This is a genomic window from Rhizobium sp. CF122 (assembly GCF_000282035.1).
GTDB lineage: Bacteria > Pseudomonadota > Alphaproteobacteria > Rhizobiales > Rhizobiaceae > Rhizobium.
Genome location: NZ_AKKA01000109.1, coordinates 76212 through 96751 on the forward strand (window position 1 = coordinate 76212; position 20540 = coordinate 96751).

Genomic DNA, 20540 nt, shown 5'->3' on the forward strand with positions numbered 1-20540 from the left:
TCTTCACCAGCTTGGCGATCAACTGCGTGGCAGCAGACGCCTTACTTCATCAGCAGCGTCGTCCAGCGCTTCGTGCGGGGTTGCGGACTGGTCGACGACACGCGAGGTGTTGTCGACGATCGTCTGCGTGACGCGAACGCCATTTGCACCTGGGAAGGCGTACCAAGGGATCATGCGCGGCATCTGCTTCAGGCCGGCCTGGAAGAGCGGGTTCTGCTGATAGAAGTCGCCGAGATATTCCGGAGACTTCGCGGCCAGCTCGTTGTTCGGCACGTAGCCGGTGCCGGGTACGACGACCGAGGCGCCATACGGCCCGGCGGCAAACTTGGCAAACTTCCAGGCTGCATCCTGTTTGGTGGCCTCACGCGTCAGGATGACAACCGCGTTGCCGCCGGTCGGCAGCTTACCGTTGACCGGATCGAGCAGCGGGATTTCGGCGGTGCGCAGGTCGAACTTGCCGCCGACATTCTTGATCGTGTTGCGCAACGCGCCGGTTGTCTGGAAGGCAAAACCGACCTTGCCGGCAACGAAAGCCTGTTCGCCAGCGGCCTTGGTGAAGACCGGCATGCCAGCTTCCTTGACCATGCGCTCGACGATGGTCATCGCCTTCTGGCCTTCCGGGCCGTTGAAGGCCACGCTGCTTTCGTCTTCGCCTAGCATCTTGCCGCCGGCACCGAACAGCAGCGCGGAGAACATCCAGTCGTCGCCCTGCCAGCGGAAGTCGATGGAATCGACGCCGTTGCCCAGCGCCTTGATCTTGGCGCCGAGTTCGATGACTTCGTCCCAGGTCTTCGGCGGATTGTCGGGGTTGCCGCCGGCAGCCTTCACCAGGTCGGCATTGTAATACATGATCGGGTTCGACGTCGCGAAGGCGAGGCCGACTTGCTTGCCGTTCACCTGTGCGAGCTTCAGGATGTTGTCCGAGAAGCCCTGTTCCGCCATGCTCTTGTCCTTGGCGATCAGCGGGCCCAGGTCGACCGGGAGGTCGCGCTCGTTGGCCATGCGCAGGCGGTTCAGACCGATGAAGGTCAGGTCCGGCATCTCGGGCGTGCCGGCCTGACGCATGATCGTCTGGATGCCTTCCTCGTAGGTCGCGGACGGGTTTGCGAACTGGATCTTGATGTCAGGATTTTCCTCCATGAACTTCTTCGAGATCGTGTCCATCACGTCCTTGAAGAAACCCGGCATCGGATAATGCACGGTCAATGTCGTCTCGGCACGGGCCGGAAGCGACACCGTCATGGCGACCGCCGCGGCGGCTAGAATCTGTGTGAAATGCTTCATCGCATGGCTCCTGGTTTAAGACCGGTCAGCCCTTGAGACCGGTCATGGTGATGCCCTCGACGAAGCGTTTCTGTGCCAGCAGGAAGGCGGCGACGAGGGGGAAGGTGATGATGAGAGTGGCGGCCATCAGCGCGCCGTAGTCGTCTCCGGCCTCCGCTGCACGGAAGTAGAGAAGGCCGAGGGGTGGCGTCGCATAGGCCTGGTTCGAGATGACGATCAACGGCCAGTAGAGGTCGTTCCAATGCGCGACGACAGAGAAGATCGCGAAGGCAGTGATCGCCGGCCAGGCGTTCGGCACGACAACGCGCACGATGATGCCTGCCTCCGTCATGCCGTCGAGACGTGCTGCGTGGATCAGGTCGTCCGGCATGGAACGGAAGAATTGCAGGAACAGGAAAATGCCGAAGACCGAGATCGTGAAGGGTGCGACCAGCGCGAAGTAGCTGTTCAGACCTCCGACCTTGTCGAAGGCGACATAGAGCGGCAGCGCGGTCGCGTGGATCGGGACCAGCAGGCCGAGCATGACGAGCATCATCATGGCACGGGCCGCCCGGAATTTGAGCTTCGCCATCGCATAGGCACAGGGGATTGCGATCGCCACCTGGATGACAAGGATCAGTACGCAGACCACGACGCCGTTGAAAAGCAGGTTGCCCATCGAGACGCGCAACAAGGCCTTGGTGAAGTTCTGGACGTAGAACCATTGCTGCGGGACGAGGGACAGCGATGATGTGAAGATGTCGCTCTGTGCTTTGCCGGCCGTCGAAATCATGAAGATGTACGGGGCGAGGAAAACGAGAGCGCCGAGGCTCAGGATCGACAAACGGATGATGCGAGCGACGGGGAAGGTGGTTGCGTTCATGAGTAGTGCACCTGTCGGTCCTGGATGCGGTATTGCAGGAACATCAGGACGACCAGAATGGCGAGGAAGACGACGGTCATGGCCGAGGCATAGCCGACCCGCAGATAGACGAAGCCTTCCTGGTAGATCGTGAAAAGGAGCACTTCAGAGGCTTTGTTCGGTCCGCCCTCGGTCAGCGTCTTGACCGTTTCGAAGACTTTCACGGAGTTGATGATGCTGATCGTCGTCACGAAGAGTGTCGTCGGTCCGAGCATTGGCCATGTGACGAGGCGGAAGCGATCCCACCCGGAACGGGCCCCGTCGACTTCGGCCGCAGCATAGAGTTCGCGGGGGATGGCAGTAAGGCCAGCCAGGAAGAGCACCAGGTTAAAGCCCACCGATTGCCAGATGCCGATGATCGACAGCCCGTAGAGCACGGTGCTCGAGGCGCCGAGCCAATTCGGCCCCTGGATGCCGATTTGCGATAGCATCGCGTTGATCGGCCCGATGGTCGGGTGAAAGAGGTATTGCCAGACGGTCGCCATGGCGACGAGGAGCGAGGCGACGGGCAGGAAATAGGCAGTCCTGAAGAAGGAGCGGCCGATACCCTCGGCCTCGATCAGCATGGCAAGGCCAAGCGCCATGAAGATCGAGATCGGTGTGACGATCGCCGTATAGACCGACGTGTTCCAGAGCGAGCGCTTGAAAGTGCGATCGGTCAAGAGCTCGGCATAATTCTTAAAACCGACGAACTTGAAGCCGGCATAGCCGAGTTCGAAATCGGTGAAGCCAAGCCAGATCACTGCCGCAACCGGCAGAAGGATGAACAGGAAGACGAGCACGATCGCCGGCAGGGACAGCAGCCAAGCCGTCCTGGCTTCGTTACGCTCGGTGGTTCTGGACGGCGCACGTCCGATGACGCCTGAGGCGGCGGCAATGTCAGCCATGCGCAGCCTCCCGCGCAACGCTGGTCGTCAAAGGTGCTGCCGGCAGGCGTGCGCCATCGGCGCCGAACACAAGGATATGCTCGCCGGCAATGTGCAGGCGGATCGGCATGCCGGCGGCAAGACCGGCACCTTCGACGGGTGGGATCTTGGCGATCACCGTTTCGCCGATCGCGTCCAGACGGCTATAGATGATGATCTCGGAACCGAGGAATTCCACACGCTCGATCCGGGCCGGCAGGCCGCTTTCACCGCCGCGCGTGATGCGGACGAATTCCGGGCGTACGCCAAGCGTTACAGCCCTGCCAGCCGGAAGCGTGCGGTTGGAAAGCACACTGCGAACGTCACCGAGAGCCACTGTCGAACCCTCCTCGATGTGCGAGGGAAGAAGATTGATCCGAGGCTGTCCGATAAACTTTGCGACCTCGATATGCTGCGGATCGTCATAGATGAGCTGGGGTGGCGACAGCTGGAGGAGTGCGCCACCGATCATCACGGCGACCCGATCCGCCATCGAAAGCGCCTCGGCCTGATCGTGGGTGACGTAAAGGGTCGGCACGCCAGCGCGCCGGTGCAGTTCGACGATCTCGCCACGGGCATGCACGCGCAGGTTCGCGTCAAGGTTCGAAAGCGGCTCGTCCATCAGGAAGATCGCCGGTTGGCGCACCATGGCACGACCAAGCGCGACGCGCTGGCGCTGCCCGCCGGACATCTGGCCTGGCTTGCGCTCGAGCAGGTGCTCTATCTTCAGAGAAGCCGCCATGCTGCGCACGTCGCGCTTGATGTTGGCGATCGCCTTGCGCTGGCCGGGCATCAACGGCCCAATGAGAGGCAAGCGCTGAGTGCGCGTCAGCCTGCGCATGACGAGCGGCACGGCGATATTCTGGGCGGCCGTCAGATGCGGATAAAGCGCGTAGGATTGGAAGACCATCGCAATGTTGCGCTCGGCCGCCTTGAGGCGGGTGATATCCCGGTTTGCGACCACGATCTCGCCGCCATCGGCGGTCTCGAGGCCGGCCAGGATGCGCAGCAGCGTGCTCTTGCCGCAGCCGGACGGGCCGACAAGCGCGATGAACTCGCCCGGCTTCGCGTCCAGACTGATGCCCTTCAGGATCGGGTTTTCGCCAAAAGATTTATGAATGCCGCGAAGGGATAGGGCGCTCACTCCGCCGCCTCCTTCTTGACGGCCTTTGGATAGACCTCGTGCACCACTTCATCGAGCACGTGCGCGGTCATGCCCGGCACGGCGACGATCTCACTCATGACGTTGTCGCCGAGCGTATGGATGACAGCGCCGACGAGACGCTGGCCCGGCATCGCACGCTCCATTTTGTCGATGACGAAGGCAGCCGACGGACCCCAGACAAGCGAGGTGCCTTCGAAGCGTCCCTGCCAGGCCCAGTGGAGGTGACCGCTGGCAAAGAGCGGCACGTCGTGGGCGGCGATGAGATCGTAGAGCCGTCTGCGCTGACTCGGGCGGACGGACCAGTAGCCGGTGTCGCCTTCATGGGGTTCGTCAACGAAGAGCGGCTTATGGGCAAACAGCGCCAACCGGCGACCATTGCGCTTTTCGAAAGCGTTCTGCAGCCATTCGAACTGAGCTTCCTCTTCATCGTCCTCGTGGCCGAGAAGCAGCGAGTTGAGGCCGACGAGGCGCCAGTCATTCGTGTCCTCAATCCAGCGGTCGTCGCCGGCAAGTGTGCGCCAGCGCTGCAGGCGCTCGGCATTCACTGGCTGATCCGAGCCCGGCATGTGGCCGACATCATGATTGCCCGGCACGATAAGCATCGGGATCGACGTCTGACGCATCAGATCCATGCAGAAGGTGATGTCGCTTTCCTTGTCCGCGCCGTCGACCGTGAGATCGCCGGTATGGACGATGAGGTCAGCGCCGGTTGCCTCGATCCAATTTAGAAGCGGCGCCCAGTTGCCATTGAAATGCGGCTTCTCGGGGCTGAAATGGGTGTCGGTGATCTGGATGATTTTCAAGGGGGGGCCGCTCTCCGGTTCGGAAGCGTGCCGGATTGTTGGGGCACGCTTGGTGCAGCCTCTTTAATGGTGGCCCGTGTCAGTGCGGTAACAGCGCTTTCCACTGCCGTTCCATTTTCGTCGCACAACTGTCATGCGAAACTGTGTTCGGTCCCGGGTTAACCTGACCGGAGCGTTCCCACTGGCCCGATGCACTTGCTGGCTGAGCCCCTGCGCCTATGTCCCTTCTGTGAGAGTTCGCGAAAGCTGCCGATTGGCCGTCGACGGACCAGGTCGCAGCAACCACAGGAGAAGTTGATGCCGGAGCCCCTTGTCGTCCACCGCGAGACCCACATTTCGGCGCCGCCTTCCGCGGTCTTTGCCTTGCTCACCGATCCCGAAAAGATCCTGCGCTGGATGGGAACTGAGGCACAAGTCGAGCCGCAGCCAGGTGGTCTTTATCTCGTCAACGTTACCGGCGCTCGCTTCGCGCGCGGCTCCTTTCGGGAGGTCGTGCCTGTCCACCGGCTCGCCTACAGCTTTGGCTGGGACGGGAGCGAGATTGTACCGCCCGGGTCGAGCCTGGTGGAGATAGACCTGATCGAGAAACCGGACGGAACCCTGTTGCGGTTGACCCACACCGGACTGCCGAATGCCGAGCAGTGTGCCGGACATGCGGAAGGCTGGGAGCATTATATCGGCAGACTGGCGGAATGCGCGGCCGGGCGCGATCCGGGTCCGGATCGCTGGGCCGGTCGGACCTAGTGGCCTCTCCGGCTCCGCGTTGACGCGATAGAAGCGCCGGTGACAGTTTTCAATCGGAATGGCATGATCCAGGCATGGATCTGCCCACCTCCCTAGCATGGCTGGTCGATGAAGCCGGCACGTCGCCTGATCCCGAGAGGTTTCTGGCCGAAATGGGACGCAGGCTGCTGGTGGATGGGTTGCCGCTGGCGGGCGGCGCCCTGACACTTGTGGCGCCGCACCCAATCATCGCCCGCCGTACATGGCTATGGCGGGCCGAAACCGGTGCCGTCATTGAGGCGCTGAGCTTCGTCGATACCTTGCCCAATCAGGCAGGACATGAATGGCTGGCCGGGCTTGGACCAGTTCATGAGAATATCGTGGGCCCGGCGCCGGATGGTCCGGTGCTCGGATGGGCGGGGACACGAGCGTTTACCCCGGACGAGATAGAGGAGTTGCACCTGGCGGCACGCTTTGCCGCCCCTTCCTTGGCGGCGCTCGCGGCAAGGGCAGGGTTGGCCGCACTTCTCGAAGCCTATCTCGGCCGACGGAGCGCTTTGCGGGTGCAGGCCGGCGCTTTATCTCGCGGCTCGGGCGAAACGATAAGTGCCGCTCTGCTGTGTGCAGATTTGCGAGACTTTACGGCGCTCTCGGAAGCGACGGAACCGGCGGTGATGATCATGACGCTTGATGCCTGGTTTGATCGAATTGCAGGTGCAGTCCACGCCTTCGGCGGTGAGGTGCTGAAGTTCATGGGGGATGGAGTGCTGGCAATTTTCCCCGTTACGGGAACTGCCGGGAGCGCATGCGAGGCGTCATTGCGTGCGGTTGGTTCTGCTCGCGCGGGTATGACCCATCTCGATACCATCCGCAGAGGCCAAGGATTGCCGTCACTGCCCTTTGGTGTAGCACTTCACTTCGGGGAGATTCTTTGGGGCAATATTGGCGCTGCAGACCGGCTGGACTTCACCGCGATCGGGCCGGCAGTCAATCTCGTCAGCCGCCTCGAGGGGTTGTGCAAGCCTCTCGGACATACCGTATTGCTGTCTGGCGCGCTCGCGGCGGAGGTCGATGCGACCTTGGTTCCTCTGGGGAAGCATGCCTTGAGGGGTATTGCGGAGCCCTGCGCGGTCTTTACTTTGCCTGGCGACTGACAGATCCCTGGCCTAGAACCAAACATCGGCCACCTTACGCGCGTCTGGCGACAGATCCTCGAAACTATGAAGACCGTCAAAGCGTTGCAGGCGAATATCGGACACGTCTGCAGGTTCCGCGAGGCGCAGGTTGACTGCAACTCTTGTCTGACCGTTGTTGCTTGGCTTCAAGGCGCGCCAGCTAACGAGATTGCCGCAGCGACGACAGAAGTTGAAGGAAAGGGTCCGCGAACCACGAATATACGCGGTCAGTGCATTGGTCTTGTCTTCGACGTGAATTCCTTGGCCGTCATACTCATAGGCCCACAAAACGCCGTAACGCCGGCAAACAGTGCAGTTACAGATCGTGGCATCCGGGATGGCGCCTCGAAACTCCCAGTGTACTGCTCCGCAATGACAGGAACCGCGGGTTATCTTGGGGGTGGGTCGCTGCATTTTGCCCGTAGTCATGGCAATTCTCCCCTCCACTACTCCCTATTCTTCTACCGCAGATGGCTCAGCTTCGAAAGCTGCGATCATCGAAGTCCGGTGCGTGGACGTTTTCAGGTTGGCCGCCAAGCACGAATTTGGCTGGCAGCTATTTTGCGGCAGCGTCTCCTGTCCCTCGCCCGGCCAGAGTGCTGAGCACGAGTACGATGTCCTGCCAAAAGCCGGCCTTTTGAATGTAGCGGGCATCAGCTTCGGCGAGCGCCTCAGGCGTCGACATGTCGATTCCCTGAAGCTGGGCCAGTCCCGTTATGCCGGGTCGCACGGAGAATACCTGGCGTTTGCGTCGCGCGGCGATGACGTCATGTTGCGATGGGAGACACGGGCGAGGACCCACGAAGCTCATGTCACCGCGTAAGACGTTGATAAGTTGCGGTAATTCATCGAGCTTGTAGGCCCGCAGTTTCCGGCCAAGCGGCGTGATCCAGGAGGACGCAGCGTCATGAGAGCCGACGTTGGGGGAGCCCGCCGCCATCGTCCGGAATTTAATGCAGACAAATGGTACCTCGCTCCTGCCCACACGCTCCTGAAGAAAAAGCGCGCCGCCAGGCGACGATTTGCGCACAAGGAGCACGAGGACAATGAGGGCCGGAGAAAGAACGATAAGTCCGAGGCCCGCGGCGCAGATATCAAATAGTCGCTTCAGAGATCTGTTAAAGCCGTTGAGCATCGGGTGATTCAAGTTCCTATGTCAAAAATAACGCCAAAGCTCTCAAAATGAGCGCTTCAAGGCGGTTCGCATATCAAGGGGCGGCGTCCAGTCCAATAGCGCGCGCGTATGCGATATGTCCACCTCCAACCAATCGGTAAGGCGACCTACGAGATCTCCTTTGCCGGTTGCCCGGCCGAGGAGATGCAGGATGACCGGAGGAAACGGAACCAGTCGTGCCGAACAATCCATCGCCGCCGCGAGCCGCCTCAACAACTCGGGGGTCGAGATTGCCTCGTCGTCGCTTGCCAGCAATATTTGACCGGCTGCGGCCCGATGAAATGCTGCGGTTATGATGAGATCGGTAAGATTTTCCACGTGTACCATGGATCTTCGATTGTCGATCGACGCCACGGGCAGTGGAATTCCGCTTCGAAGGAGCTTCGTGAGAGCTCGGAAGCTTCCGACTGCTCCTCGCCCATAGACCAGCGGCGGGCGAATGATGACGATCTCCATGCCAGACGTCTTGGAAAGTGCAATCAGTGCTTGTTCGGCTTCAAGCTTCGAGGCCGCGTATTCGGTCGTCGGATCCGGTGAATCGTGAGGCGTGAACGGACGCCCCTTGGTCGATCGTTCTCCGTTCACCTTGATGGTGCTGATAAAGACGAGCCTTTTGACCCCCGATGCGGCCGCCTGCTGTGCAAGGTTGATAGTCCCATCGGTGTTCACCCTTCGGAAAACGTCAGTTCCTGAGCTTGATCCATCGATGACGTTCTGGTTTGTCGCTGCGAGATGGATGATGCCATCGACGCCAGGCAAGGCGGCCTTCCAATCCGTTGCGCCATCAATGTCCCCGACAGGGACACTTCCTGCCTGCGCAGAGCGGCCAGCGGCCCTATAGGCGACATCGCGAGTTCGTAATGCCTGCTGGAGATTTTGACCGACAAAGCCGGTTGCGCCGGTAACCAGTAGCATTCTCAGCTCCGAGCCGACGGCAGTATGCAAGGCAAACCTTTGACGCTGGCTGTCATTGGGCGACGCCTTGGCGAAGGGAGACGAGATCAACCACCCCGTCAAATGGCCGATAGTCCTGTACAAGCTCGCTCAGGATGCGGCGCAATTCCTCGACATCGCCCCCGTCGGCCGCGGAGCCCAGTTGCTGAAGTTTCGGTGACAGGGCCTCCCAGGTGATAAAGCGTTCCCGCGCGCGCATGATCTTGGGATGTTCGGTCGGCTCGGGATTGTCACCGATCAGCAATTCTTCGTAAAGCTTCTCTCCTGGCCGCAGGCCAGTCGTGACAATGCTGATGTCGCCTGACGGATTTCGCTCATCTTTGAGGGTCAGGCCGGATAGCTCGACCATACGCCGGGCAAGGTCGATGATCTTGACGGGTTCACCCATGTCGAGGACGAAGACGTCGCCTCCCTTGGCCATGGAGCCTGCCTGTATAACGAGCTCCGTTGCCTCCGGCACCGTCATGAAGAAGCGGATGATGTCGGGATGCGTCAGGGTAATGGGGCCGCCTTGGCGAATTTGCTGGCGGAACAAGGGGACAACCGAGCCGGATGATCCCAATACGTTGCCAAACCGCACCATGGTGAGGACGGTTGTGGCGCCCTCTGCCGCCAATCCCTGAAGTGCCATTTCCGCCAGTCGCTTGGTAGCGCCCATGACGTTGGTCGGCCTGACCGCCTTGTCTGTGCTGATCAGTATGAATCTTTCGGCGCCGGTATTGATCGCCGCTCGCGCAACCGCAGCAGTGCCAAAGACATTCGTTTTGACCCCTTCCACGGGGTTCTTTTCAACCAGCGGCACATGTTTGTACGCTGCAGCGTGATAGACGGTGTTTGGCCGCCAGGTCTCCATGATTTTCTGGATACGAAGCTCGTCGCAAACGCTTGCAAGCAGGGGCACGATCTGCAGCCCGGTATCCGTGTTGCTACCCAGCAGTTCGTTCTCTAAGGCATAAAGCCCATATTCGTTCTGGTCGAGGATCAGCAATGCCGCCGGCTTCAGCCGCGCCAGTCCGCGGCACAGTTCGCTGCCGATTGATCCGGCAGCGCCTGTCACGAGCACGACCCGACCGCGAATGTTGCGTTCCAGCAGTGCTTGATCTGGCCGAACCGGCGTGCGGCCCAGCAGATCCTCAATATCCAGTTCCTGCAGGTCGGTGAACTCTGCCTGGCCGCCGGCGAGGGCGTTCAGGTCGGGGACAGTACGAACGGCAACGCGTGCTCCACGAAGCTGCTCCAGGATTTCATTGCGGCGGGACCGATCGATCTTCGGAAGCGCCAGGAGGATCGTGCGCACGTTCAGCCGCGCGCTCAATTCCACGATCTTCTCTGGATCGTAAACCACAACGCCGCCGATAAGGCTTCCATGCAAGCTCTTGTCATCGTCGAGATAGCCGACAACCTTGAAATCAGCACTGCCGCTGAGCGCGCCAGCGACCTGCCTGCCTCCGGATCCAGCACCATAGATGAGCATGTTCGTCTGCGTGTTCTGTCGCAGGATCCGCTTGTAGGCCTCACTCAGGAAATATCTCGCCATGAAGCGGGACAGGCCGATCGCCAGCAGCAGCAACAACGGCTGCATGATGCCGATCGTGCGTGGTATTCCCGGGAAGCTGATGGCGGTAAAAATGGCCATGAATGCAAGGCCATAAATTGTTATGGCCTTGATTACCGTGATGAACGCCGACCAACCGAGGAAACGGAAGATTGCCCGGTAAAGACCCATTGTGATGAAGATCGGCAGGGCAATCACGAGTGACACAGGGATTGTTGCAAGCTGCATCCCGGTGAGCGTCACCCAATCATTCAAGCGAAAGCAAAAGGCGAGCCAGATGGTCAAGATGCAAAGGCATGAATCGACAAGCAGGGCCAAAACACGCTTCGCAGGCCGTGGCAAATCGAGAATGCTTCGAACGTACCTGTCGGAAACCGCCCGCATCTGCCCCTATCCCTGCACGCGGACGGGAACTGCGTTAGGCAAATCGGCAGTGTGCAAAGGAACGTCACTGCTCTGGGCAACGGAGCCTGAACGCAGTCTTATCGAACAGGCAAAACATGTGGCCGCAAACAGCAGGGCATAGGATTCGCCCAGGGCAAGCCGGTTGTTCGAATTGCTGAGGATAGTGAAGGCGAAGTAGACCGCAAACGTCAGGTAGCAAGCAAAGGCGCTCTTGCTGATGATGCCTGCCGAGGAAGCCCGATAAACACGATAGATGGCCGACACAACGATCAGCGCCAATATTGCGAGACCGGAGAAGCCATACCGGACGAGGATCTCGAGGTAGCCGTTGTGCATCAGCGTGTAGGTTACACCGCGATAAGGGGTCGTTTGCCAGATGGTGAGCCACGTGTTGCCGTTGCCGAAGGCCGGTGCGACGGAGATGACGTCGATTGCATTGGCCCACAGCTGCAGCCGCTCGTCCAGAGACCCTGGTGTCTCTGGGGAGGCGATCGCGTCCTGCAGGACGCGTTGCACGGAAACACCACTATCCAATCGATCAACGATCCCCACAACGGAACTAAACGTTGCAGCTCCGAAGTGCGCCAAGTTGTCGCGAACCTCGTAAATTCCCCACGACAGGAGCAAAAGGCCACTCATGGCGGCGGCGAGCACTGTCTTTCGCCGGAGGTAGAAAAGTGTCGCTGCCACCATCAGGCCAAGAGCTGGCAGTAGCGCCAACCATACGCCTTTGGACTTGGCGCCGTAAATGTTGAGAATCGCCAGGCCAATCACCATCACGGCAATCGCTGAGACAGCTGCCTTGGTGCGCGTTGAGCTGCCAATCTCCCATTGATGCAGGGCCCAGTAAAACGCCCCGATGAAGATAAAGCCACATCCGACCGCGCCGTGAATCGAATTATGATGGAAAGCAGGAGAGATCCGCTCTCCCGCCAAGATCGTCGATAGCGGCGTCGAGATCATCAGGAGGACAAGCGCGCCGCAGAAGAAAGCCAGCAAAATTGGCTTGATGAGGTTCCAGCTCGTATGCAGCGCCACGCCCATCGCAGGAAAAAAGATCGCAAAAGCGTAGAGCCACTCCGACGCGCCTCTTTCACCGTCTACGATCAACCCGAAGAGAAACCTGAACAAAGCTAGGAAACCCCAAGCCACGCAGACGATCGCCAACCAGTCGGTCAGCGATGCGCGCAGAGGGACCTTACGAAGCATAAGGGTCAAGGCCATGAGCAGGATGGCAGCATATCGATAGACGTCGCTCTCTATCAACGTGACTGACATCATCCCTAGCCATAATATGGCGATGACGAAGTCGAGGGTTGCCGGCTTCGTCTGGCTGCGAGGTATAGATACTGTCATGAGAGTGCATACCTTATCCGGCGCGCATATTCGATCAAGCGAAGAAAATGCGTTCCGATCTTGCGGGCGCCTCGCAATTTCACGGCACGGTACTGAGCCCTGTTGGCAATCTGGCTCACAGCTGAGCGTTCGGATAGTTCGACGATATTCTGCCGAACGGTATAGATATTAACGCCAGTCTTCCATCCGCGCTCAAGGGTCATATCGAAGGGGAATTCGATATCGCCCGCGCTTTCAAGCAGCTTTCGGGCGCCTTCGCGCGTGACCAAATAGCAAGCAGCTGAACCCTGCGGACCGTGCAAACAGCGCCCAACAGCATCTCCGTACTCCGAGATGGCGACTGTCCGACACCATTTTGACCTGTGATTGAGCAACTTTACGACCTCGGCGGACGGGACTGCTCTTAAGATCGCAGCTGCCCTCGGCGTGAAATCCTGACGCAATTCCACGTCATCTTCCATAATGATGGCGTTTTCGTAGCTGCTTGAGAGAAAGGCCTCCAATGCCCTCATATGAGCACGATAGCAACCGTATTCCCCGGGCAACATCTGTCGGCCGTTCCGACGCAGAAATTCTTTCTCGTTAAACCCGGATCTTTGTGCCGCAGGGATTGAACGTCCATCCACACCTGGAACTCTGTCGATCTGCATTCCGGCCAGGGTTGCTTGCGACGAAACCTCCGCCCATCGCTTTGAAGAGCTGTCCATGTTGATCACGTACGCACCGATCAAACGTTGCAAACGCTTCATCCCTGTTGCCGTGTTCAATTCGAGCATTTGATCCGCGTCACTTGTAGTACTCTTTCGACCCTTACCTTGCCTTTTGCTTTCGAGGCCTAAAGGAGACCGCAACGGCACAGACCGCTTTCGATGGCTTGAATGGATCATATTTCCGCCCATGCTTATCTACAACAGCTTCTGCGTGTGTATCCACAATTGTGGGCAAAGACCATGCTTCGGCCACAGCAAACTCGAAAGGTCGGGACGCATCCCATGGCAGTTGCAAATTCAACGCGGGTGTCTCCTACCTTCGTATTGGCGCTTCTTGCAAGCCCGATGTGGATCGGGTGCTCAAATTCCCGATAGTTTTGAAGGTTCGTTATCGGCTTTACCGTCGGGTACTCGGTGGTGAAGCTGACAGTGGGAGCACTTAAACCGAAGGTGCTATCTTTCTCTTGAGCCCGATGATCACTCTTTGCGCCCGCCTGAGCCTCTGTTAAGCATTCTAACTCTGCGAAACGAAACGCAAGCGAAAGAGACCGAACTCATGTTCCTGAGCGATCGCCAAACGGAAATAGTCGGGATGGCCAAGTCGAACGGCCGCGTTTTCGTCGAGGAGCTGGCGGCGCATTTCTCTGTTACGCCGCAAACGATCCGCAAGGATCTGAACGACCTCTGCGACGCCCAGATTTTGACGCGCGTTCATGGTGGCGCCACATTTCCAAGCGGCACCGAGAATGTGAAATATGAGGCGAGACGCCAGATCGCAGCGACCGAAAAGCAAGCGATCGGTGTGGCCGCCGCTGGGCTTATCCCAAATAACGCTTCGCTTTTCATCAATATCGGCACCACGACGGAGGCCGTCGGCGAGGCGCTGATGAACCATCATGAGCTGATGGTCATTACCAACAACATCAACGTTGCCAATCGACTGAGGCTGCTTCCTACAATCGAGGTTGTCATAGCCGGCGGGGTCGTGCGCGGCTCTGACGGCGGTATCGTGGGGGAGGCGGCTGTCGATTTCATTCGGCAATTCAAGGTGGACTATGCCGTTATCGGCGCATCGGCGATCGACGAGGACGGAGCACTGCTTGACTATGACTTTCGCGAGGTGAAGGTCGCGCAAGCAATCATCGCGAATGCGCGGCACGTCATTCTGGTGGCCGATTCGACGAAGTTCGAACGCACTGCGCCCGTTCGCATCGCCCAGCTTCCACAAGTGCATACCTTCATCACCGATCGGTGCATTACGCCTTCGATCCGCCGCCTGTGTCAGGAAAACAGCGTGAAGTTGATCGAGACTGGATCAGCGCATGGGTAGACACTGGCAATTTAGGGTTCATTCGATCCTTGTCCTGCGCTAGCTTTCGCGCATGAGTCTAGAAACCGTCCGCGCATTCCTCAGCGCACATGCTCCCGATCTCGAGATCATCGAAACCGCCGAAAGCTCTTCGACCGTGGCGCTGGCTGCCGACGCGCATGGGGTCGATCCCGCTCAGATCGCCAAGACGATCTGCCTGCGGGTCGGTGAGGAAACGATGCTGGTCGTTGCCGGCGGCCTGGCGAGGCTCGACAACAGGAAGTTCAAGGACACCTTCGGAGGCAAGGGCCGGATGCTTGGGCCGGAGGAGGTTGTGGAGGTCACCAGCCATCCCGTTGGTGGTGTCTGCCCCTTCGGCTTGCCAAGAATTTTGCCGATCTACTGCGATGTTTCGCTGCGGCGATTTGATGAAGTTGTGCCGGCTGCCGGGTCCACCAATTCGGCCGTGCGCATATCGACCGAGCGCTTGGCGCAACTGACAGGGGCGACCTGGGTCGACGTCTGCCAATAAAGATCGGCGCGCCTAAAGCTTCAAACCCGCGAAGCAATCCCTATATAAGCCCCTGACATGCGTTGTTTGTCATGACAGGAGAGAGATTGGATGCCTCGTGCCGTTTCGCGTTTTGCCAAGATTGCGGCGATTGCCGTTGTGACAGGCGCTACCGTATTTGCCTCGATCGGCGAGGCCGATGCGCGCCGCGCCGGCAGCTCCGGATTCGGCAGCCGCGGCACGCGAACGTTCCAGGCGCCGCCTGCCACGAGCACGGCGCCTTCGCCGGCTGCCCCAATTGAGCGCTCGATGACGCCCCGCCAGCAAACCAACGCGCCATACGCCGGTCAGCAGCCACTCGGCACGCAGAGGCCTGGCATTTTCAATGGTTTTGGACGATCGATGATCGGTGGCCTTATCGCTGGTGGCCTTCTTGGCATGTTGCTCGGCCACGGTTTCGGCGGCGGCTTCGGCTTCCTCGGCATGCTGTTGCAGGTCGCCCTGATCGCCATTGCGATTTCCTTTGCCATGCGTTTCTTCGCCAATCGCCGCCAGCCGGCCTACGGCGGTCCCACCCGCCCAACCGCCAGCAACATGGCTTCCGGCGGCAACGCGTCATTTCCGATCCCGTCGATTGGATCGGGGGCAGGTTATCAACAGCGGCAGTCAAACGCGAAACCGAATGACGAGCTCGGCCTAGGTCAGCGCGATCTTGACCGCTTCGAGCAACTGCTGACAGAGGTGCAGACCGCCTATGGCGCCGAAGACTACGGCACGTTGCGCCGCCTAACGACGCCGGAAGCCATGTCCTACCTTGCCGAGGAACTCGGGGAGAATGCGACGAACGGCGTGCGCAACGAAGTGTCGAATGTCAAGCTGCTGCAGGGCGACGTTGCCGAAGCCTGGCGGGAGGATGGCGCGGAATACGCGACGCTTGCGATGCGCTATTCCTCTATCGACGCGCTCGTCGAGCGGGCGAACGGCAAGCTCGTCAGCGGGGACAACATTCGACCGACAGAAACGACGGAAGTCTGGACTTTCGTGCGCAGGGGAGGGGACGAGTGGAAGCTCGCCGCAATCCAGGGCACAGAGCAGCGCGCCGCGTAACCCACGCGGCGAACGCCCTTCAACCCTCTTGAGCAGCGGGGACGACCCAAAGTGGCCGGTCGTCACGCTTGTTGCGCAAGGCCGGCGCTGACTGATCCTCGACGGCGAGGCCCTCCTCGCCTTCCTGAACATCCACTTCATAGGTGTAGTCGTAGAGCATTTCGCATGCCCGCTCGCTGGCCTTGATCTTGGCTTCGGTTTCGCCGATCGCTGTCGAAATTGCCTTGATACGGGCACGCAGCATGGAGCCAAGAATGTCGGTCGCCGGTCGCTTTTCCAGCCTTTCCAGATGATGCTCGATGCGTGAGGCATGGCGCTCGAGTTCGCGTTTGCTAAAACGCGCCTTGCGCATTTCCTCCGACAGGTCAGATCGCATGCGGGTGAGCGGATCAAACGTGCCGGGCTCGCGCTCGTCCAAGGTCAGCTGATTGACCAACTTTTCGATGACCATAAGGGCTTGCAAGTCGATGGGGTCTGCGAGCTCAACGTCGTAGCCCGTATCATCGAACACCTTCCTGCGGACTGGATCCAACAAGAGCTCGTAAGCCTTCTGCACTCGGCTGAATGCCTCCGGATCGCCCCCGGAGTCCGGATGCGTCGCCTTCGCGCGGCGCCGATACGCCGCCTTTACCTGGTCATCGGTCGCATCTCGCCGGACGCCGAGAATCTCATAAGGATTGGTCACCATCCCTCCGTCGCTGTTCGGACATTGCCGTGCCACCCATGAAGGGTATTCGTCCATCGAGGCTTTCTTCTACTATCACTGGGGCAGAGTTTGGACAAAAAGAATAAACAAAGTCGCACGAGGAGATCGCCAGATTGCGCAACGCGGCCGCGTGACGATCGTCGCGCGGATTGGTGCTGCGAAAATTTGTGACCCATGTCCACATGATGTGCGATTCGGTCACTCGCGGGGCCCATTGCAGTGGCCTTCGATTCGACACTGATGCACATGGAGCCTGGCAAATATTCCCAATCGCTTCATCGCGGCTGCGCAAATAACGCGTGCCCAGCATACTGCTTAATCGTTATAATCGCGCAGCCCGCGTTGACGGTATTCGTCAAATCGCGTTCTATCCGCCACCATTTGTCCGGCCGGCTCGGCGGGTCCGACGAATTCGGAGGAGGTTTTATGCGCGTTGTCCGCACGATAGCTGAATTGCGCGATCGGCTTAGCGCCTCTCGGCGCGACGGCAAAGCGATCGGTTTTGTACCCACCATGGGATTCCTGCATATCGGTCACATGGAGTTGGTCGCCCGCGCACGCTCGGAGAACGAGGTGAGCGTGGTCTCGATCTTCGTCAATCCGCTGCAGTTTGGCGCCAATGAGGATCTCGGCAAGTATCCGCGGGATCTGGCGCGCGACAGCGCGATGCTCGAGGCTGCCGGCGTCGACATCCTGTTTGCACCTGAAGTGAGCGAAATGTACCCGCGGCCGATGCTGACGCTCGTTGATGTCCCGGCACTCGGAAATCTACTGGAAGGGGAGGTGCGACCCGGGCATTTCGCAGGTGTGGCGACCGTCGTCACGAAGCTTTTCAATCTCGTGCAGCCCGATCGCGCTTATTTTGGCGAGAAGGACTACCAGCAGGTGGCGCTTATCAAACGGATGGTCGAGGATCTCGCCCAGCCGGTTCGGGTTGTTGCCGTCCCGACGGTGCGCGAGGCCGATGGGCTTGCTTGCTCATCGCGCAATGTCTACCTCAATGAGCGGGAACGGGCCGCGGCCGTGGTCGTGCCGAATGCGCTGGCAGAAGCCGAGCGGCTCTATGCCAAGGGTTGTGATAGCCCCGAGGAAATGGAGGCGGCGCTCACACGGTTCATCGCGGTGGAACCGCTTGCTACGCCAGAAGTGGTCGCCGTACGCCATCCTGAAACGCTGGAGCGCTTGTCCTCGCTGCAATCGGCGCCAGCCCTTGTTGCGCTCTTCGTGCGGATCGGCACGACGCGGCTCCTCGACAACAGGGTGATCGGGATCAAATCAATCAACAATTCGAGGGCGGCATAGTGAGCATCCATGGCAAGCAGAAGCGGCTGACGACAACAGCGATCCGGGCGATGAAGGGCAACGACCGCATCGTCTGCCTGACAGCCTACACGACGCCAATCGCCCGCCTGCTCGATCAGCACTGCGATCTTCTCCTGGTTGGCGATTCCCTCGGCATGGTGCTGTACGGCATGGAGACGACGGTTGGTGTGACACTCGACATGATGGCTGCTCATGGCGCCGCCGTCATGCGCGGTGTGTCGCATGCCTGCGTCATCGTCGACCTTCCCTTCGGCAGCTACCAGGAGTCGAAAGAACAGGCGTTTCGCAACGCTGTCAGACTGATGCAGGAGACCGGCTGCGACGGCGTCAAACTGGAGGGCGGCGAGGAAATGGCGGAGACGATCGCCTTCCTGACCGCGCGAGGTGTGCCGGTTTTTGCTCACGTTGGGCTGATGCCGCAGTTGGTCAATGCGGTCGGCGGCTTCCGGTCGCTCGGACATTCAGACGAGGAGGCGGCAAAGATTCGCCGCGATGCCCTGGCGGTCGCAGAAGCCGGCGCTTTCGCTGTCGTTGTCGAGGGAACCGTCGAACCTGTTGCCCGCGACATCACTGCTTCGCTTAGCGTGCCGACCATCGGTATCGGCGCGTCGCCTGCCTGTGACGGGCAGGTACTCGTGTCGGACGACATGTTGGGGCTTTTCAACGACTTTAAGCCGCGCTTCGTCAAGCGCTTTGCCGAATTGAGCCCGCTGGTGTCGCAGGCCGCCCAGGCTTACGCCGAAGAAGTCCGCTCCGGCCAGTTCCCGGCCAAGGAACATACGTTCCAGCCGAAACGGTAGCGTTGGCAGCTATGTCGGTGCGGGAACTAACGACCTAGCGCCGGCCGAGCCAGGATTCGATTCCGCGGGCCGCTGCCCGGCCGGTGGCAAAGCATGCCGTCAGGAGATAGCCGCCGGTCGGCGCCTCCCAGTCGATCATTTCACCGGCGACGAAGAGGCCGGGCAACGCCTTCAGCATGTAGTTCCGATCAAGCTCGTCCCACTCGATGCCGCCTGCCGAGGAAATCGCCTCGGCGATCGGGCGGGTTCTTCGAAGGGGGATGGGCAAGGCCTTGATCAGACCGGCCAGTTGATGGGGATCGCCGAGGTTTGTGGCGCCCGCAAGCTCGCGAAGTAGCGCCGCCTTTACGCCGTCAATGCCGGCAGCCTTCCTGAGTCGGTTCGATAGACTTGCCTTCGGATCCTGTTTTCCAAGTTCACGGGCGATGCGCTCTCGCGTGCGTCCCGGAATTAGATCGACGTAAAGTGTTGCGGCTTCGCCGGCGGTCAAGCTCTCCCTCAATACGGCTGTATGGGCGTAGACGAGGCTGCCCTCGATACCATGCCGGGTGATGACGAATTCTCCGGGGATCGTTCCCGCCGACGAGGATGCCGTGACTGATTTGACGGGCTCGCCCGAAAATCGATCTCGCAGATACTCGCTCCAATCGACATCGAAACCGCAATTGGCGGGCTGAAAGTCATCAACTGCGATGCCTTTCTCCCTGAGCCAAGGCAGCCAGCTTCCGTCGGAGCCGAGGCGGGGCCAGCTCTTCCCACCGAGCGAGAGGAGTGCCGCGTCCGGCTGGATCACGTTTACGCCCTTCGGCGTTTCGATGAGGTAGCCCGCGCCAGAGAATCCTATCCACCGGTGCCGGGTCAGGATCTTGACGCCTTGGGTCTCAAGTCTAAGCAGCCAGGCACGAAGAAGCGGTGAAGCTTTCATGGCTATCGGAAACACGCGCCCTGAGGATCCCACGAATGTTTCCGTACCAAGTCTCGCCGCCCAGGCTCTGACGTCGGATGGCTTGAAGCTGTCCAGTGCGTCGCGCAAGCGGGCATTTGATGCGCCGAAGCGTGACGCGAAGCGCTCGTAATCCTCGGAATGGGTGATGTTGAGCCCGGACTTGCCGGCAAGGAGAAATTTTCGCGCGACTGTCGGCATGGCCTCGTAGACCGTGACGGCGTGCCCTTCCAACGACAAACTTTCCGCGGCCGTCAGGCCCGCCGGGCCGCCGCCGAAGATCGCGATTTGCTTCCTCACCATCAAAAATCGCCCGGGATCGATATCGAGGACCCCTCATGGCCTGCCCGAGCGCGATGCGCAAGAGTATCTGCTGGAAACGGACCGCGCCTACGGCGCGCGTTTTCGAGGTCGATTGGTAAAGATAATGAACGCGCGAGAAAACGACCAGTTGCAAGCGTGCTTTGGGCCTTGAATACAGCCCCGTCAGACTCAAAATACCAGTGCGGACGACCCTCGCGGACCATGACCGTAGGCAAACACGCGCCAGCGGGTCTTTGTGGCGGAAATCCCGGAAAACCAATGCTCCCAGTGGGGCGTTGCGGCAACGAGATGATGTAAGTTGCGCGGCCGGCGATGCTCCCCGACCGGGATGACCCGGTCGGGGAGGCGCGCTCGTCCCCTCAGGAGACGCCGTTGAAGTCGCTGTCGGTCAAGTTGTAGTTGCCCTT

General features: G+C 59.9%; 20 protein-coding genes. 7 read left to right on the forward strand and 13 right to left on the reverse strand.

Annotated elements, in window-relative coordinates; all coding sequences use genetic code 11:
* Positions 1–18: 18 nt before the first annotated feature.
* The 5 genes from PMI09_RS26515 to PMI09_RS26535 are packed head-to-tail and all read right to left on the reverse strand — an operon-like array spanning position 19 to position 5058.
* Complete coding sequence (locus PMI09_RS26515) at positions 19–1284, reverse strand: ABC transporter substrate-binding protein (RefSeq protein ID WP_007801611.1); 1266 nt, start codon at positions 1282–1284, stop codon at positions 19–21.
* Positions 1285–1309: 25 nt separating this feature from the next.
* Positions 1310–2146, reverse strand: a complete 837-nt coding sequence (locus PMI09_RS26520; protein ID WP_007801613.1) for a carbohydrate ABC transporter permease — start codon at positions 2144–2146, stop codon at positions 1310–1312.
* Positions 2143–3072 (reverse strand): carbohydrate ABC transporter permease, encoded by a 930-nt coding sequence (locus PMI09_RS26525; RefSeq protein WP_007801616.1) that lies wholly within the window; start codon positions 3070–3072, stop codon positions 2143–2145. Before PMI09_RS26525 ends, PMI09_RS26520 begins: the two co-directional genes overlap by 4 nt.
* Entirely contained in the window at positions 3065–4234 is a 1170-nt protein-coding gene (locus PMI09_RS26530; protein WP_007801618.1) for an ABC transporter ATP-binding protein, read from the reverse strand. The genes PMI09_RS26525 and PMI09_RS26530 overlap by 8 nt, the downstream gene beginning before the upstream one ends.
* Entirely contained in the window at positions 4231–5058 is an 828-nt protein-coding gene (locus PMI09_RS26535; protein WP_007801621.1) for a metallophosphoesterase family protein, read from the reverse strand. The genes PMI09_RS26530 and PMI09_RS26535 overlap by 4 nt, the downstream gene beginning before the upstream one ends.
* Before the next feature lie 297 nt (positions 5059–5355).
* On the opposite strand from PMI09_RS26535, the gene PMI09_RS26540 reads away from it, so the two are divergent.
* On the forward strand, positions 5356–5802 hold the full coding sequence (locus PMI09_RS26540; RefSeq protein ID WP_007801623.1) for an SRPBCC family protein: 447 nt from the start codon (positions 5356–5358) through the stop codon (positions 5800–5802).
* A 74-nt stretch (positions 5803–5876) separates the two neighbouring features.
* On the forward strand, positions 5877–6935 hold the full coding sequence (locus tag PMI09_RS26545) for an adenylate/guanylate cyclase domain-containing protein (protein WP_007801625.1): 1059 nt from the start codon (positions 5877–5879) through the stop codon (positions 6933–6935).
* Between the two features lie 12 nt (positions 6936–6947).
* Here PMI09_RS26545 and PMI09_RS26550 read toward each other — a convergent pair whose 3' ends face one another.
* The 6 genes from PMI09_RS26550 to PMI09_RS26575 all read right to left on the reverse strand — a co-directional run bounded on the left by PMI09_RS26550 (position 6948) and on the right by PMI09_RS26575 (position 13176).
* Positions 6948–7385 (reverse strand): GFA family protein, encoded by a 438-nt coding sequence (locus PMI09_RS26550; RefSeq protein WP_007801626.1) that lies wholly within the window; start codon positions 7383–7385, stop codon positions 6948–6950.
* Between the two features lie 127 nt (positions 7386–7512).
* Entirely contained in the window at positions 7513–8091 is a 579-nt protein-coding gene (locus PMI09_RS26555; RefSeq protein WP_007801628.1) for a sugar transferase, read from the reverse strand.
* A gap of 42 nt (positions 8092–8133) precedes the next feature.
* Positions 8134–9045: an NAD-dependent epimerase/dehydratase family protein gene (locus PMI09_RS26560; protein WP_007801631.1), complete on the reverse strand. Its 912-nt coding sequence runs from the start codon at positions 9043–9045 to the stop codon at positions 8134–8136.
* 52 nt (positions 9046–9097) lie between these two features.
* Entirely contained in the window at positions 9098–11023 is a 1926-nt protein-coding gene (locus tag PMI09_RS26565) for a polysaccharide biosynthesis protein (RefSeq protein ID WP_007801633.1), read from the reverse strand.
* A gap of 6 nt (positions 11024–11029) precedes the next feature.
* Complete coding sequence (locus PMI09_RS26570; RefSeq protein WP_007801635.1) at positions 11030–12400, reverse strand: O-antigen ligase family protein; 1371 nt, start codon at positions 12398–12400, stop codon at positions 11030–11032.
* Complete coding sequence (locus tag PMI09_RS26575) at positions 12397–13176, reverse strand: glycosyltransferase family 25 protein (RefSeq protein WP_165933026.1); 780 nt, start codon at positions 13174–13176, stop codon at positions 12397–12399. Before PMI09_RS26575 ends, PMI09_RS26570 begins: the two co-directional genes overlap by 4 nt.
* A 490-nt stretch (positions 13177–13666) precedes the next feature.
* On the opposite strand from PMI09_RS26575, the gene PMI09_RS26580 reads away from it, so the two are divergent.
* The 3 genes from PMI09_RS26580 (at position 13667) to PMI09_RS26590 (ending at position 16037) form a co-directional block, all read left to right on the forward strand.
* The gene (locus PMI09_RS26580; RefSeq protein WP_007801638.1) at positions 13667–14440 is read left to right on the forward strand and encodes a DeoR/GlpR family DNA-binding transcription regulator; all 774 of its coding nucleotides are present in this window, start codon (positions 13667–13669) and stop codon (positions 14438–14440) included.
* A gap of 52 nt (positions 14441–14492) precedes the next feature.
* The gene (locus PMI09_RS26585; RefSeq protein WP_007801640.1) at positions 14493–14951 is read left to right on the forward strand and encodes a YbaK/EbsC family protein; all 459 of its coding nucleotides are present in this window, start codon (positions 14493–14495) and stop codon (positions 14949–14951) included.
* A 90-nt stretch (positions 14952–15041) separates the two neighbouring features.
* Entirely contained in the window at positions 15042–16037 is a 996-nt protein-coding gene (locus PMI09_RS26590) for a Tim44 domain-containing protein (RefSeq protein ID WP_007801642.1), read from the forward strand.
* Between the two features lie 19 nt (positions 16038–16056).
* Here PMI09_RS26590 and PMI09_RS26595 read toward each other — a convergent pair whose 3' ends face one another.
* On the reverse strand, positions 16057–16722 hold the full coding sequence (locus tag PMI09_RS26595) for a J domain-containing protein (protein ID WP_007801644.1): 666 nt from the start codon (positions 16720–16722) through the stop codon (positions 16057–16059).
* 447 nt (positions 16723–17169) lie between these two features.
* Between PMI09_RS26595 and panC the strand changes: the two genes are divergently transcribed.
* Both panC and panB read left to right on the forward strand, forming a co-directional pair.
* Positions 17170–18045, forward strand: a complete 876-nt coding sequence (gene panC, locus PMI09_RS26600; RefSeq protein WP_007801645.1) for a pantoate--beta-alanine ligase — start codon at positions 17170–17172, stop codon at positions 18043–18045.
* Positions 18045–18866, forward strand: coding sequence for a 3-methyl-2-oxobutanoate hydroxymethyltransferase (panB, locus tag PMI09_RS26605; RefSeq protein ID WP_007801647.1), 822 nt, complete (start codon positions 18045–18047; stop codon positions 18864–18866). Before panC ends, panB begins: the two co-directional genes overlap by 1 nt.
* Positions 18867–18900: 34 nt before the next feature.
* On the opposite strand, the gene PMI09_RS26610 is transcribed toward panB, so the two are convergent.
* On the reverse strand, positions 18901–20112 hold the full coding sequence (locus PMI09_RS26610) for a TIGR03862 family flavoprotein (RefSeq protein ID WP_007801648.1): 1212 nt from the start codon (positions 20110–20112) through the stop codon (positions 18901–18903).
* Positions 20113–20540 lie beyond the last annotated feature (428 nt).